Source organism: Pontibacter ummariensis, assembly GCF_900188175.1.
Classification (GTDB): domain Bacteria; phylum Bacteroidota; class Bacteroidia; order Cytophagales; family Hymenobacteraceae; genus Pontibacter; species Pontibacter ummariensis.
Genome location: NZ_FZOQ01000024.1, coordinates 40716 through 54427, shown reverse-complemented (window position 1 = coordinate 54427; position 13712 = coordinate 40716). Strand labels below are relative to the sequence as shown.

Below are 13712 nucleotides of genomic sequence, written 5' to 3'. Positions count from 1 at the left end.
GGGCAAGTGGGTGAAGAGAGGCCCGGTACAAATGGTGCGCCTGCTCTCACTACAAAAACACCATACTTCTCCTGGGTTGGCTGGCATAAGAAGAGTTTCCCAGTTTCGCTTCCTGTAGTTTCCGTGTTCTTTTAAGTGGCCAGGGTAGCTGTTTCGGCTGTCTCTGGAGCTGACTTTACATAAGGTGCCTGGGGTATGCTTAGTAAGGGCACTGTTGTTTCAAACACAAGTTCTTTCGAGATGCTTTTGTGGAACAGATCCTGCAACAGACCTCTTTCATGAATGGAAACTGCCAGTACATTTACCTGGTTCTCACTCACAAAGGCCTTGATACCTGCTGTTACAGTGTCAGCTTTCACCTGGGCAATACAGAACTTCCTTTCCGGAAACCTGTGGCTTAAGTTCTGTAGCATGGGCTGTTCTGCCCCTGTGTGGGCTTGTCCGTCAGTTTTGATGTTAATAATGTTGATCTCCGAATTAAAGGGATCTGTGAGCGCAAAGAGCTGCTGCAGGAATACCTGGTCATCGCCTGTAAAATCAGAGGCGTAGGCAATTTTCTTTAAGCTAATCCGATGCGCCTTGGCCGGTACAGCCAACACAGGACATTTGGCTACTTTCATAAAGGAAGTTGTGGTACTGCCAATCAGCCTGTCCAAAAAGTTACCGCCCCCTCTCGTACCCATGACCACGAGACTAACCTGCCTGCTTTGGATCAGCTCACCTACCAGGTCATGGAAGGCCCCTTGCCCGCAACACACCTCTACCTCAAAGCGGAAGTTGTTTTCCTGGGCTATCAGCCTGGCCAGGTCATTTAGTTTGTCTTTATAGAAGTCCCGCAGGGCAGGATCAAAAGACTCGTATATGGCCCCATCAGCAGCGGTTAGCACCTGCAGGGGCAGTACGTGCACGAGCAATAGCTTACCTCTTGTTTGCTCGGCTAAAGAAGTGGCAGCTCGTAAGGCGTTGGTCGCGCTATCAGAAAAGTCGGTGGGCACCAGAATTGTTTTCATAAGTTTTATGGTGTGAAGGTTGATTTTAGGGAAACCTTAGTAAGTAAATTTACAAAGTGGGGTGGCCTATCGAAATGACCGCCGTCGCTTTTGGCGCTGATGAATGTCATCCTTTGTGCAGTGGAGGAGGGCACACTCGGGAGAGGCAGCAGGGCTACAGCTAAAGCCCCTTGAGCAGATTGCCAGCAAAAAACGCAAGGGTGGCAGCAGCACCGCCCAATACGAGGGTTTCCAGGCCCGACAGGTACCAACTCTTGCTTATGAAGCGGCTCTTGATGGCACCAATGAAAAAGAAAGCGACAAGGGTGCAGAGGCAGCTCCAAAGAAAAGGATCCCGGAATTGGTTTGATACCAGGAAGTTCCAAACAAACGGGAAAACCGGCACCAGGCCCATCGTAATAAATGAGGTGAAGGTAGACAGTGCAGCTTTCCAGGGATTAGCCCGTTCGAGCGGATAAGCGTACTCTTCCTGCAGCATGGTATCGGCCCACTGCTTTTTGCTGGATGTGATGATCCGGACAATCTGCTCCAGCACCTCACCCGTAAAGCCCTTGTTGGCAAAAATCTGCCTGACTTCCTCTGCTTCTCCCTCCGGATATACTGCTATATGTAAAAGCTCCTCGGCCCTGGCTTTCTCTACCTGTTGTTTCTCGGCCCGAACGCCTAAGAAATTGCTGACAGCCATGCTAAAGCCATCGGCTAGCAGGTTGGCCAGGCCCATGACGAGAATTACTTTAGGAGCTAAGCCAGCCCCTGCGACGCCCGACACAACGGCAAAAGTGGTTACCGTTCCGTCTACTGCACCATACACAAAGTCTTTCAGGTAGCTGTGCGGTTTCCTTTGCGCTAAGCGTTTGCGTATTTGCTCCGGGCTGTGTGAGGCCTTGAGTTGCTGCCGTAAAGTGTCTGCATCGCTGCTACCGGTCATCATGTGCGATATGCTAAGTATGTGGAAAGTGAAAACGAAGGCACAGGAGTTCTGCCCAGTTCTTAAGAAGGGGGATAGGAAGTTTCAGGGGCGGGGGCCGGTCTATGAACCGGCCCCCGCCCCTGAAGGTAAAGAAGTTCACCTTTAGGAATGCACTTCCCAAGGAAAGACACTCTCTTTAGTTGGTCCAACAGCCTCCCTGCCGGCTTTACCCTGCTCTTTTTCGGCTGCCAGTATGTTCTCTACACCCTTTAGCAAGGCATCCGGATTAAAGGAGATGCTGTCAATCCCCTGCTCAACCAGGAACTGCGCAAAGGCGGGAAAGTCGCTGGGTGCCTGGCCGCACAGGCCTACTTTTACGCCGGTTTCGTGAGCTGCACGAATGACCTCGCTAATCATTTTCTGCACGGCTTCGTTTTGTTCATCAAACAACTCACTCACCGTAGAGGAGTCCCGGTCGATGCCAAGGGTTAGCTGGGTCAGGTCGTTAGAGCCGATGGAGAAGCCGTCAAATATCCTGGCGAACTCTTTTGCCAGAAGTACATTGCTTGGGATCTCTGCCATCACATACACCTCGAGTCCGTTCTCGCCTCTCACCAAGCCATACTTTGCCATTTGCTTTAGCACTTGCTGACCTTCTGCTATCGTCCGGCAGAATGGGATCATCAGCTTCACGTTGGTTAGCCCCATCTCGTCGCGCACTACTTTCATCGCCTTGCACTCCAGCCCGAAGCCTTCGCGGTAGCGGGGGTTATAGTAGCGGGAGGCGCCCCGGAAGCCAAGCATCGGGTTTTCCTCTTTCGGCTCAAACTGCCGGCCCCCGATCAGGTTGGCGTACTCGTTGGTTTTGAAGTCGCTCATGCGCACGACCACGTCTTTAGGGTAGAAAGCCGCTGCGATCGTGGCGACGGACTGGGCCAGTTTCTCTACAAAATAGTCCTCCTTGTTCTCGTGGTGGTGGGTCAGGGCATCAATCTGCGCTTTTACAGCCTCCTCCTGCAGTTCATGGTACTTCACCAGGGCCATTGGGTGAATCTGAATGCTGTTGTTGATAATGAACTCCAGGCGCATCAGCCCTACCCCGTCGTTGGGGTAGTAGGAGAGGTCGAAAGCCTGGTCCGGATCGCCCACGATGAGCATAGCGCGGGTGTTCGGCTTTGTCAGGTGCCCGAAGTCAAGCACTTCCTCCCTCCAGTTGAGTTTGCCGTCATACACCATCCCGTTCTGCCCGTCGGCACATGACACGGTGATCTCCTGCCCGTTCCGTATCAGCTCTGTGGCGTTACCGGTTCCCACCACGGCCAGGGCACCCAGTTCTCGGGCTACGATCGCTGCATGGCTGGTGCGGCCTCCCTTGTTGGTGATCACCGCCGACACCTTTTTCAGGATGGGGTCCCAGTCCGGGTTGGTGATATCGGTCACGAGGATTTCCCCTGCTTGCAGGAGGTGCGACTCCTGGGGCGAGTTCAGGAGTCGGGCAGTGCCGCTGATAATCCGCTGCCCAATCGCTTTGCCACTGGCCAGGGGCTTGGCCGCCTCCTGCAGGGTAAAGGTGGTGTGGGTAAGCTGCCTGTTTTTACGGCTGTGGATGGTTTCGGGCCGGGCCTGCACAATAAACAGTTCCCCCGTCTCCCCGTCTTTAGCCCACTCTATGTCCATCGGGCGCCCATAGTGCTCTTCAATCCGCACGGCCCATTCGGCCACCTGCCGTATTTCGTCGTCCGACAGGACGTAGGCCTCCTGTTTGGCGGCAGGGGTCGCTATGTTTACAGTGGGTTGATCGGAGTTTCCGTCTGCATACACCATGGTGATGGCCTTTGAGCCCACCTTCTTACTGATGATTGCCTTTTTACCCTGCTTCAGGGTGGGTTTGAAGACGTAAAACTCATCCGGGTTTACCGTGCCTTGTACTACGTTCTCGCCAAGCCCCCAGCTGCCTGTCAGAAAGACGACCTGGTCAAAGCCCGACTGCGGATCAAGGGTAAAGCACACGCCCGCGCTGGCCAGGTCGGAGCGGACCATTTTCTGTACACCCGCCGATAGGTACACCTTCATATGATCGAAGCCGTGGTCGTGTCGGTACTTGATGGCGCGGTCGGTAAACAAAGAGGCGTAGCAGCGCAGGCAGGCTTTCAGCACCTGCTCTTCCCCCGAAATGTTCAGGTAAGACTCGTGCTGCCCCGCAAAGCTGGCGTCCGGCAGGTCCTCGGCCGTAGCGCTGCTTCTGACCGCCACCTGCACTGGGGCCTTGTATGGCCGGCACATCTGTTGGTAAGCTTCCCGAATCGCCCCGGCCAGGCTGTCGGGCAGGTGGGCAGCCAGGATAAGTTTTCGTATCTGAGCCCCTGTCTCCTGCAGGTTGCTGAACTGCTGCGTGTCTAGCTTTGCGAGCTGCTGCTCGATTTTCGCAGTCAGGTTGTTGCTTTCCAGAAAATCCTGGTAGGCCCGGGCGGTCGTGGCAAAGCCATCGGGTACACGAATTTGGTCGGCAGCCAGGCTGCGCAGCATTTCGCCGAGTGAGGCGTTTTTACCTCCTACCTCGGAGACATGTTGTAGGGTTAGTTCTTTAAGTGGAATGATGTAAGTTGCCATAGCAGGAAAGGTTTCTGGTTGTTTGGTAAAGCATTGTTAGTATCGCCTGTGAGGGGGAGGAAGGAAAAGACGGGCACACATACCCGCCTTCCCGTTGATGAGCTAAGGCTTAGGCGATCTCTATTGCCTTCTTGTTGCTAACACTAGCTTCTTCTTTCTTCGGCAGCGTTAGTTTTAGAATGCCGTCTTTGTATGCTGCCTGAATTGCCTCGGCATTTACTGTGGCAGGCAGTTCAAAGGAACGGGTAAATGAGCTGTAGCTGAACTCCTGGCGGGTATACTGCTCTTTTTCTTCGCTCTTCTCTTCCTTGCGTTCTGCCGAAACAGTGAGGATGTCGTTATCGATCTCCACCTTAAAGTCCTGCTTGTCCATGCCGGGGGCGGCCAGCTCTACTTCAAAGCGGTCGTCCTTCTCCCGTATGTTTGTGAAGGGCACCTTCTTAAATCCTTTGAAAAAGGAGTCGTTGTCGAAAAAGCGATCCAGGTCCAGTACATCTGTCAGGAAGGAGGATGCAGGAATCAAACCATTCTTTTTTGATTTTACCAGTGACATAGTCTTTATTGTTTATAGTGGGTTAAGTGTAAGCTTTGCGATCAGGGCTCCTGCCTTTCGAAGTGAGCAAACAGCACCGGCAGATAGGTGTGGTATGCTTTATCCTGTGCCAGATTCCGTTGGCTCAAATGCTGCCAGGGGTTTTCTGCATGGTAACCTAGCACGAGCATGTCCGCTCTGTTGTCGCGGGTGAACTGGCTAATGCCTTCTTCTATGCTGTCATGAATCAGCACGTGGTAAGTAACATTCTTGTAGGCGTTCCAGGATGCCAAAGGATAGCTTTCTTCTTGTGCCGTCGCGTTAGCCTGGGCATTTTCTTTCGGGAGTACGTGGAGCAGATGTACCTCGGATCGAAACAGGAGAGCCAGGGCCAGCACGGCATCCAGGTCCTGGTAGGGCTCCCCTAATTGGCCTACAGCAACCACCATCTTTTGCAGCGGTTTAAAGGCAGCCTGCTCCGGAATCACGAGCACTGGGCAGGAGGCATTCTCAATAAGGCCAGCCGCCACGGTGCCAGTAAAGATTTCGGGTAGTGCGTCAGCTTCATCGTTCCCGATCACCACCAGGTCAACCTGCTCCTCCTCTATAAGGGCCGGGAGCATATCTTTGGCGAGCCCGTGTCGGATCAGAAACTCGCAACGCGCTTGGCTAGAGGGGTTGTTATAGGCAAGCCGCTGCCTGGTTTCTTCCAGCTTGTGCACGTACTCATTCCGTTCATCCAGTTGTTCTATCAGAGCGGCATGGCTACCGGCTTCGTAAGGGGCTGCCATGGCGGCGGCATGCTCCGGAACGTTATGGAAAAGCAGGAGGCGTGCCTTCAGAAGCGATGCTAGTTCATAGGCATAGTGGACTGCATTCTCAGAGGTTTGCGAAAAGTCAGATATACAGAGTATCGTTTTCATGATAATTAGGGGGCTGATTTGTTGATATAAAAGTCCGGTAAAAATCCTGAACTCCTCATGACGTAAGTCACCGGCAGGGATGATCGTTATCATCAGGCAGCACAGGTACACAGGCAGCGCAAGTAGAGATGTTTAACCGCCGTAATAGCAGAAAGGATAGGTGCTGTGTGCCCTGAAGAAGAGGGGCACCTGATGGCAGATAATGCAGCATGACAAACCTTGGGTAGTAGCTGCTCAAACAAGGGCAACAGCTTAGGGATAAGTGCTTTTGCAGTGGTAAGTAGGGCCGAAAGGGCAACGGAATGCCTGCTGCAGGGGTAGGGTAAGCTTACAATGGCAGGGCAATGCTTATGAGGGGAAGAGACAAGCTTACCAGTCGCCTTCTTTTTTCAGGCTAAACACGCGGGAGATGTTAAACCCGAAGTAAACATCGCCCTCCTCCCAAGCGCCTTGGGTTTGGGGAATAAAGAGCTTCTCCACCATGCCCTGTGCATTCGTGAAAATTAGTTGGAATACATGCCCTCCCGTTTCAATGTCGAAGCCCATGGCCAGGGCATTGCGGTATTGGTCTGCTGTTTCACCGGGAAGCAGGTAGTAGTACTCAGCGTTAAAGGAGGTGCGTTTGGTAAGTTTGTACCGGCCTCCCAGGCCCAGGGCATATACCTCGTTTTCATCCTGCCGGGTAGCCACCATGTTGCGGTGCACCCACGTGGGGCTCAACTGTAGCGATAGCCTTTCGGTAAATTTACGCGCGATGAGTAACTGATGGGTGTAGGTCAACCTGGAGGAAAAAGCAGTAGGCCTTTCCGGGAGCTGCTGCTCCAGTGTCTTGATCGCGAGGCTTGAAAAACCAGTAACCGTAACAGGCATCGCGCCCTGTAACTGGCGCAATATTCGGTATTTAGCAAAGCCATCGTAGGTTTTCTCGAGCGAGCTACGCCCCAGGCCGAGGGTAAGCCTGTCTGTAAGGCCATACTCCAGCGCCAGCCGGATGGTGGCCTGGTCCAGCCCAAATAAGTTATAGGCGCCACTGTTCAGGGTGCCAAAGCGGTGGGAGATGAGAAAGAGAAGCTCCTGGTCTCCGTTTGTTTCCACAGAGTGGCCGTTCACCAGGCGGGTGGCTTTAAAGGTGCCGGACACATAGCCGGCTTCTGTGCTATCCAGTGCCTCGGCAAGGTCCAGCAAATCATCCTGCGCCTGCATAAGATAGGGCGCTAGCAGCAGCAGGAGGGACAGTAGCAGATGCTTTGCCATCGTTTTCAGGGGGTATTACCCGTAAAAGGTTCATACAGCATATCCACATGCACGGCAACCTCTTTGGCAATGTGCTCCCGTACCAGCAACGGAATGGTGATGTCGTAGTCGTGTGGCGCTACGATAAACGTCGCTTTACCGCGCACCTTGCCGTTTCTTACTTCCAGTATGCCGTCTGTGCTGAGGGCCTTCTCCACGCCGTGTATCGTCAGTTGCCCTTCTACCTGTACCTTGTAGGTACCCTCTTTCGTGGGGTCGATAGCGCCTGGTTTGCTAAACGTGCCGCTGAATGTGGACTTGGGGTATTTGCCTGACTCTACAAAGTTTTCGTTGAAGTGGGTTTGCATCAGTGACTTCTTAAATTGGAAAGCTGTCATGGGCACTGAAAAAGCCAGTTCTCCTGTCTTGAAATCAATAAACGACACTACCTGCCTATTGCGGGCCATAATGTCCTCCAGCGGGGCTTCCGAGAAAAACCAGATATGCCCTGTCTTTGTGAAGTAGCGGCTTTGAGCCGCCACCTCAACAGAGAGCAAACAGGCAAAGCAAAAGAGTAGGACAAAGGATAATTTCATGCTATCGTTAATTGTCAGGCGCCCCGGCCTCTATCCACTTTTTGATGCGGGCAATGTTGCAGTCAGAAAGCTTGGCTGCTCCCTGGGGCATTGCCGGAAAACCGCTTGCATGGGTGATAACCCCTAACAGGGTGCCATTGTCAGCCTGTTTTTTCACGCCGGCGTGCGTGTCCAGTACTACGCCTCCTTCTGAAAAGGATGAGCTGTGGCACGTGTAGCAGTTAGCAGACAGAATAGGGGTAATGGTTTTAGAGAAAGTCACGTTGGAAACATCGCACTGCTGCGGTTGCGGGGTTGGTTGCGGCAGGCTGTCCTCCTCGTTGTCGCTGGTGCAAGCCGTAACAACAAGGAGGGCCAGAGCAGCCGCTGTAACTAGCGTAAAAAGAGGTCGTGCCATTGTTTTCAGTTTAATAGGCCAGGCATGGTTTACGGTTGGCTTATCCTGATGCTGCCCAGTGAGCATCGTGAAAGCGGTTAGGGCACGAGCTGCCCCCTTATCTCACCCCCCGGAAACTGGTTGCTGTGTACATTCACGTACCACAGGCCCGCCATCAGGTCAGCTTCCTGGGCCTCTGTCAGGGCGGGTGTTTGCCCCTGAACAGGCGAAGTGAAAGGCGCTGCGCCTATCCCGATCTCTACGTCCCCGTTTTGCCCCACTGCTGCTTTATGAAAGTGCATCATCGTAGGGGTAAGGCCGGCAAAGTCGATGGAGTAAGTCATGATCTTGGTATCACGGTTAAAGGTGCCGTTAAAAGTACCCGTAGCGGCAGAACTGTTAGCCGGCACTTCATTGTCCCCGGAAAGGGTAATGTTCTCGAACTGCACGATGTCCGGGTTGATGTTACCATCGTCCTCATCGTCGTCGTCGCAGCTGCTAAATACACAGAGGGGGCTCAGGAGTAAGAGCAACAGGATGTTGGTGTGAAATAAGCTTTTCATAGTCGTAGGTTTTATTTTTAAAAAATCAGGCAAACAAAGTCCCTCTAACACAGTCCAGGCGGTGTTAGCACATGAGGTGGAATCGGGTGACTATTTCAGGAAGGGGAGGGTGCAGGCGGCCTTAAAGAACAGCCCTGCACTCGTAAGCCGTACATGTCCCGCACCGATATCACCCAAGGGGATTTTAACAAAGGGCTCCACGCCGACCTGCAGTGCCGGGGTCAGTTGCCGGTAGTAACTAACGCTGATGTTCTGAACTTTAAACCAATGCCTGTTCTGGTTTTTCACCGCCCAGGTTTTCTCGTAGGTAGCATAGCCCCTGCCATAGGTGTAAGTGTACTCCTCGTTCAGCATGATATAGCTGGACAAGCCTGCCTGCACCGCCAAGCTGTTGCGGTCGCGCTGCCAAAGGTTGTACTCCAGGTTAAGCGGGATGTCTAAAACCTCACATCGTGCCTCAATGCTGTTGGGGAGTGTTTTCCCAACCCAGTAATCGGGTGTTGGGGCATAGTCTTCGGGAGCTGCCCCGTACACTTTGTCTGCCCATACCACCCCTGTTACCAGGCTAAGCCGGTTGGCAAGCGGTAGCCCAACCAATAACCCCACATTGGCACTTACAGCATCAGCAGATTTAAACTTAACTGCTGTTATGTCCGGGGCTACCGCTACGGCCAACCGCACATTTTGGGCGAAGGCCTGTTTCTTTTGTAGGCTGCTGTCCTCTGCCGTCCCCATATCTTCCTGTTGTGGGGGAGCGGTTGCCTGCAACAGAGGCACTGATAAAACTGTACCTCTTGTTATCACACCTTCTGTGGTGGGCATGGCGGCGACTTTGGTTTCTAACAGGCTTTGGGTTGCAGGGGGTGCCTGCGCCAAAACCTGCTCTTGCCCGGCTCTCGCAGGCAGCGCCTGTGCAAAGGGAGGTGCTGTTGCCTTTTCCCGGGCAGTCACTACGCCCCCAGGAGCCGCCTCTCTTTTAGTTGCCACCGTTACTGGTGCTACAGTAGTAGGTGCTGTGTCAGCCGTTCCGGTAGAGTTAGTCGCCTTGGCTAATCCTTTGGCTCTGGAGTCTCTCGGGGAAGCCCCGGTGAGGGTGGAAGCAACCGTGGTCGGAGCCGGGGCTCTTTCCACAGCTGCCGCGTCTTCCTTATTTGCTATGACATCGATTTGGTCGGAAGACTGCTTAAGCACCACTAACAGAGAGACCGCCACCAGCAGCAGGAAAGGCAACAGCCGTCTGAACCAGGGCCTGGGCACCTGCACTTCATCCAGTTTCTGCTCCAGGGCCAACCAGGCTTCCTCCTCAAAAGGAGGGTCCTGGTCTTGGGCAGCCTTCCGGAACAGCCGGTCGAGTTCTTCGTCAGACATATTGTTTGTGTTCATCTATCCTGCTTTTTTTTAAAGCCTCTCTTAAATTTGCCCGTGCCTTTGCCAGGTTCGACTTGGAGGTACCCACCGAAATGTGCAGCATAGCGGCGATTTCCTCGTGCGTGTACCCGTCGATGGCGTACAGGTTAAAGACAGCACGGTAGGCCGGCGAAAGCTTCCGGATCAGTAGGATCAGGTCATCGTAGCCCAGTTGTTGCTCTGCCCCAAAGTCTTCTGCCGCCGGTGAGTTGTCTTCCACATCCGACAGGTAGTAGTGCTTCAGGTTGTGCCGGTAGTTATCCAGCGCCGTGTTGATCATGATGCGCCGAAGCCAGCCTTTAAAGGGCTTCCGGTTGTCGTACTGGTCCAATCGGGTAAACACCTTCAGAAAGCCGTCGTTCAGCACCTCCCGTGCCTCCTCCGCGTCTTTTGAGTAGCGTACACAGATGCTCATAGCGTAGCCATAGAAGAGCTTGTACAGCTTTCTTTGTGCGTTGCGGTCTTCTTTGAGGCAACCACTCAGCAAGGACACCACTTGTTTGCTCTCTGTTTCGCTCACTTTTCCGGGTTTTGCGTCCCCATCACGGTTAAAAGGCAGCAACGGTTGCCTCCGTCTAAAAATATTTTCTGAGGGTGGGAGGGTGGTAGGGTGCTACACAAGCGTACAGGGGTATACGCATATGAGCCAGGCGCAGTAAAAGGACGGGGTGGCAGAAGGGGGCTGCTGCCGGGCTGCTTTACCAGGGTAAGATTTTGTTTAAAGCCGTGTAAGAGGGTTTAACTAAACATAGCTTAATTAAACCGGAGGATAAAAGCGGTGCCCTCGCCTTCAGCTGACTGTACCTGTATCGTGCCTTTGTGGAGGAGTACGATCTGCTTGCACAGGCTAAGGCCAATGCCGTTGCCGTTCTTTCTGGTGCTGAAAAAGGGGATAAAGATTTTTTCCTGCACCTCCCGGGACATGCCAATGCCGTTGTCTGCCACTTTAAGAAGGGTCTTACCCTGGGGGGAGGCATAGGCCGATAAGCTGATCTGCGGTTCTGGCCGGTCCTTCACCGCCTCCATCGCATTCACCATCAGGTTGATCAGGACCTGGTCGAGCAGGTTTTTGTCGGCCTGCAAGCGCAGGTCAGGTGAGGAGAGGCTGATCTCTAACTTAATGTGCTTCTGTGCCAGGGTGGGTGCCATGAGGTGCTTTAGGTTAAGGAACACTTCTTTAACCGATACCTCTGTCAGGCTGAGCTTTGTTATCCGGTTCAGGTTACGGTATGTTTCAGCAAAGCGCAGCAAGCCTAGGCTTCTGTTTTTGATGGTGCTAACACCTAGCTTAAAGTCTTCCAGGTCGTGGGCGGAAGGACCGGCAGGAGCTGTTTCCTGGAGGCGGTTTTTAAGGGTGTCGGCCAGGGAGGCAATTGGTGCCACGGAGTTCATGATCTCGTGGGTCATCACGTTCAAAAGCTTTTGCCAGGCCTGGGACTCTGTTTCGTCTAATGCTTCGTTCACGTTCTGGAAAGCTACCAGCTTATAGGTGTGTCCTTCGCTGCGGAAGGCCGTGGCCGACAGCAATACTTTAAAGGCGCTTTTCTCAAAATGCGCAGTGTTGGCCATTGCAATTCGGGAGCGGCCCGCTGCGAGTTCCTGCACAGCCTGATACAGCTCATAATCCCTTTTCTCCAGGAAGTGAATCGTTTTCATGAAGGGGATGTGCAGGAGCTTTTTCAGCGACTCATTCATTAACACCACTTCCCCGCTGTCGACCTCGTAAGACAAAATCCCGGTATCCACCAACTCCATGATCTTTTGCAGGTGTAGGTGCTGGCTTTCCTTTTCCCGGTTAATGCTTTTAAAGGTGGTGTTGATCTCGTTAAAGCCTTTCCGGAGTAACTGGAGCTGTGCACTGGGGTACTGCTCGTTATAGTACCGCGAAAAATCACGGTAGTGCACTGATTCAATAAACTGGTTCAACTCTTCCTGCGCCTTTCGTAAAAAGCGCGTGAGGTCTACGACCTGGTACAAGATGATGGGCAACAGAAACACAAGGGCCTCCGACCAGCCATGAAGGATGAGGACAGCGGGCAGGCTCAGGGTAAGCAGCAGCAGGGCTACCCGCAGCACCAGGTTTCGGTCAAAGCTCTTAAAGGCCATATTTGCCAATGCGACGGTATAAGGCAGTGCGGGTAATGCCCAGTTCTTTGGCGGTACGGGTTAAGTTGCCGTCGTGCTTCTGAAGTACGCGGTTGATGGTGATTTTCTCAAGCTCCTCCAAGTTACTTTCTTCGCTCGTGGCACTAACGGCCGGTGTAGCCTCTAGTGGGGAGAAGAGGATGTCGCTTGCATCCAGCACTTCCCCATCTGCCATAATCACAGCCCGCTCAATGGCATACTGTAACTCACGCACATTGCCAGGGTAGGAGTACTGCAGGAGCTTTTCCTGGGCCGGCTTACTCAGCTCCGGTATGGGCTTCATATACTTATCGGCATATACCCCTGCAAAATGCCGGGCAAGCAGCAAAATATCATTGCCCCTCTTGCGCAGGGGCGGTAGCACGAGCTCGACTGTGTTGATGCGGTAGATCAGGTCTTTTCGGAAGTGGGACTCATTGGCCAACTCGGCCAGCGGCACGTTGGTGGCGCACAGCAGGCGCACATTAATGCCCACCGGTTCATTTGTGCCCAAGCGTATTACTTGGCGGTTTTGCAGCACGCTAAGCAGTTTAGATTGCTGGTGCAGCGAAATATTACCGATCTCATCCAGAAAAATAGTGCCTCCGTTGGCTGCCTCGAACCGGCCGGCCCGGTCTTCCCGGGCATCAGTGAAGGCCCCTTTCTTATGCCCAAACAGCTCACTCTCAAACAACGATTCGGTCAGGGCGCCAACATCCACTTTTACAAAGGGCTTTTGAGCGCGCAAAGAATGCTCGTGTATGGCTTTGGCCACTAATTCTTTTCCGGTGCCGTTCTCGCCCAGGATCAGGATATTGGCATCGGTGGGGGCCACTTTTTTAACCTTTAGGAAGATATCCCGCATGGCCTCTGACTCGCCCAGCAACTCAGGACCGAATGCCCCGGCGGGCTTTGGAGCAGGACTTGGACTGCTGGCTTTGCTCTTATTACGCAAGGCATCGGTCAGGGTGACCAGTAGCTTTTCGTTATGCCAGGGCTTTACCACAAAGTCAAAGGCACCTTCCTTTAGCGAGCGGATTGCCAGGTCAATGTCGCCATAGGCGGTGATCATAACCACTGTAGCCTCCGATTTCAACTCTTTTATCTTTTGCAGCCAATAGAAGCCCTCATTGCCGGTATTGAGGGCGCTTTTGAAATTCATGTCCAGCAGGATCACATCGAAGGCCTGCTGCCGGAGCAAAGCGGGCAGGTTTTCAGGGTTCTTTTCCGTAATGATCTCCCTTACCTGTGGCCGCAGTAGCAGGCGTACAGCCGTCAGCACGTCGGTATCGTCATCAACTACCAGGATGGAGGCGTTCTTTAGTTGCATAGGACTATCATAATAGTGGGGCAAGAAACTATAATTATGCCATACCTACAACACCTTGATTACGAGAAGCTAGGGCTTCCTGCTCAGGAAAAAGAGCG

General features: G+C 53.2%; 13 protein-coding genes. All 13 read right to left on the bottom strand.

Annotated features, from left to right (window positions below; all coding sequences use genetic code 11):
- Nucleotides 1-131 precede the first annotated feature (131 nt).
- Nucleotides 132-1010, bottom strand: coding sequence for a universal stress protein (locus tag CHB92_RS20465; protein WP_089321104.1), 879 nt, complete (start codon nucleotides 1008-1010; stop codon nucleotides 132-134).
- Nucleotides 1011-1170: 160 nt separating this feature from the next.
- Complete coding sequence (locus CHB92_RS20460; RefSeq protein ID WP_218824285.1) at nucleotides 1171-1941, bottom strand: VIT1/CCC1 transporter family protein; 771 nt, start codon at nucleotides 1939-1941, stop codon at nucleotides 1171-1173.
- A 141-nt stretch (nucleotides 1942-2082) separates the two neighbouring features.
- Nucleotides 2083-4530, bottom strand: coding sequence for a phosphoenolpyruvate synthase (ppsA, locus tag CHB92_RS20455; RefSeq protein WP_089321103.1), 2448 nt, complete (start codon nucleotides 4528-4530; stop codon nucleotides 2083-2085).
- Nucleotides 4531-4639: 109 nt separating this feature from the next.
- Nucleotides 4640-5083 carry an Hsp20/alpha crystallin family protein gene (locus tag CHB92_RS20450; protein ID WP_089321102.1) on the bottom strand — a complete coding sequence of 148 codons (444 nt, stop codon included), beginning with the start codon at nucleotides 5081-5083 and terminating at the stop codon, nucleotides 4640-4642.
- 41 nt (nucleotides 5084-5124) lie between these two features.
- Nucleotides 5125-5985, bottom strand: a complete 861-nt coding sequence (locus CHB92_RS20445; protein ID WP_179223119.1) for a universal stress protein — start codon at nucleotides 5983-5985, stop codon at nucleotides 5125-5127.
- Nucleotides 5986-6354: 369 nt separating this feature from the next.
- Nucleotides 6355-7239 carry a DUF5777 family beta-barrel protein gene (locus tag CHB92_RS20440; protein WP_089321100.1) on the bottom strand — a complete coding sequence of 295 codons (885 nt, stop codon included), beginning with the start codon at nucleotides 7237-7239 and terminating at the stop codon, nucleotides 6355-6357.
- 5 nt (nucleotides 7240-7244) lie between these two features.
- The gene (locus tag CHB92_RS20435; RefSeq protein WP_089321099.1) at nucleotides 7245-7814 is read right to left on the bottom strand and encodes a YceI family protein; all 570 of its coding nucleotides are present in this window, start codon (nucleotides 7812-7814) and stop codon (nucleotides 7245-7247) included.
- A 7-nt stretch (nucleotides 7815-7821) separates the two neighbouring features.
- On the bottom strand, nucleotides 7822-8211 hold the full coding sequence (locus tag CHB92_RS20430) for a c-type cytochrome domain-containing protein (protein WP_179223118.1): 390 nt from the start codon (nucleotides 8209-8211) through the stop codon (nucleotides 7822-7824).
- Between the two features lie 77 nt (nucleotides 8212-8288).
- A complete protein-coding gene (locus CHB92_RS20425) occupies nucleotides 8289-8753 on the bottom strand; it encodes a CHRD domain-containing protein (protein WP_089321097.1) in 465 nt (154 codons plus the stop codon).
- Nucleotides 8754-8843: 90 nt separating this feature from the next.
- The gene (locus tag CHB92_RS20420) at nucleotides 8844-10136 is read right to left on the bottom strand and encodes a hypothetical protein (RefSeq protein ID WP_089321096.1); all 1293 of its coding nucleotides are present in this window, start codon (nucleotides 10134-10136) and stop codon (nucleotides 8844-8846) included.
- Nucleotides 10114-10680 carry an RNA polymerase sigma factor gene (locus CHB92_RS20415; RefSeq protein WP_089321125.1) on the bottom strand — a complete coding sequence of 189 codons (567 nt, stop codon included), beginning with the start codon at nucleotides 10678-10680 and terminating at the stop codon, nucleotides 10114-10116. The genes CHB92_RS20420 and CHB92_RS20415 overlap by 23 nt, the downstream gene beginning before the upstream one ends.
- A gap of 233 nt (nucleotides 10681-10913) precedes the next feature.
- Nucleotides 10914-12266 carry a sensor histidine kinase gene (locus CHB92_RS20410; protein WP_089321095.1) on the bottom strand — a complete coding sequence of 451 codons (1353 nt, stop codon included), beginning with the start codon at nucleotides 12264-12266 and terminating at the stop codon, nucleotides 10914-10916.
- Complete coding sequence (locus CHB92_RS20405) at nucleotides 12256-13614, bottom strand: sigma-54-dependent transcriptional regulator (RefSeq protein ID WP_089321094.1); 1359 nt, start codon at nucleotides 13612-13614, stop codon at nucleotides 12256-12258. Before CHB92_RS20405 ends, CHB92_RS20410 begins: the two co-directional genes overlap by 11 nt.
- Nucleotides 13615-13712 lie beyond the last annotated feature (98 nt).

What these genes read in the sequence shown, in the direction of transcription:
- CHB92_RS20405 (WP_089321094.1), bottom strand. Translation starts at nt 13,614, where the DNA reads ATGCAACTAAAGAACGCCTCCATCCTGGTAGTTGATGACGATACCGAC.
- CHB92_RS20445 (WP_179223119.1), bottom strand. Translation starts at nt 5,985, where the DNA reads ATGAAAACGATACTCTGTATATCTGACTTTTCGCAAACCTCTGAGAAT.
- CHB92_RS20465 (WP_089321104.1), bottom strand. Translation starts at nt 1,010, where the DNA reads ATGAAAACAATTCTGGTGCCCACCGACTTTTCTGATAGCGCGACCAAC.
- CHB92_RS20450 (WP_089321102.1), bottom strand. Translation starts at nt 5,083, where the DNA reads ATGTCACTGGTAAAATCAAAAAAGAATGGTTTGATTCCTGCATCCTCC.
- CHB92_RS20435 (WP_089321099.1), bottom strand. Translation starts at nt 7,814, where the DNA reads ATGAAATTATCCTTTGTCCTACTCTTTTGCTTTGCCTGTTTGCTCTCT.
- CHB92_RS20425 (WP_089321097.1), bottom strand. Translation starts at nt 8,753, where the DNA reads ATGAAAAGCTTATTTCACACCAACATCCTGTTGCTCTTACTCCTGAGC.
- CHB92_RS20410 (WP_089321095.1), bottom strand. Translation starts at nt 12,266, where the DNA reads ATGGCCTTTAAGAGCTTTGACCGAAACCTGGTGCTGCGGGTAGCCCTG.
- ppsA (WP_089321103.1), bottom strand. Translation starts at nt 4,530, where the DNA reads ATGGCAACTTACATCATTCCACTTAAAGAACTAACCCTACAACATGTC.
- CHB92_RS20430 (WP_179223118.1), bottom strand. Translation starts at nt 8,211, where the DNA reads ATGGCACGACCTCTTTTTACGCTAGTTACAGCGGCTGCTCTGGCCCTC.
- CHB92_RS20460 (WP_218824285.1), bottom strand. Translation starts at nt 1,941, where the DNA reads ATGATGACCGGTAGCAGCGATGCAGACACTTTACGGCAGCAACTCAAG.
- CHB92_RS20440 (WP_089321100.1), bottom strand. Translation starts at nt 7,239, where the DNA reads ATGGCAAAGCATCTGCTACTGTCCCTCCTGCTGCTGCTAGCGCCCTAT.
- CHB92_RS20420 (WP_089321096.1), bottom strand. Translation starts at nt 10,136, where the DNA reads ATGAACACAAACAATATGTCTGACGAAGAACTCGACCGGCTGTTCCGG.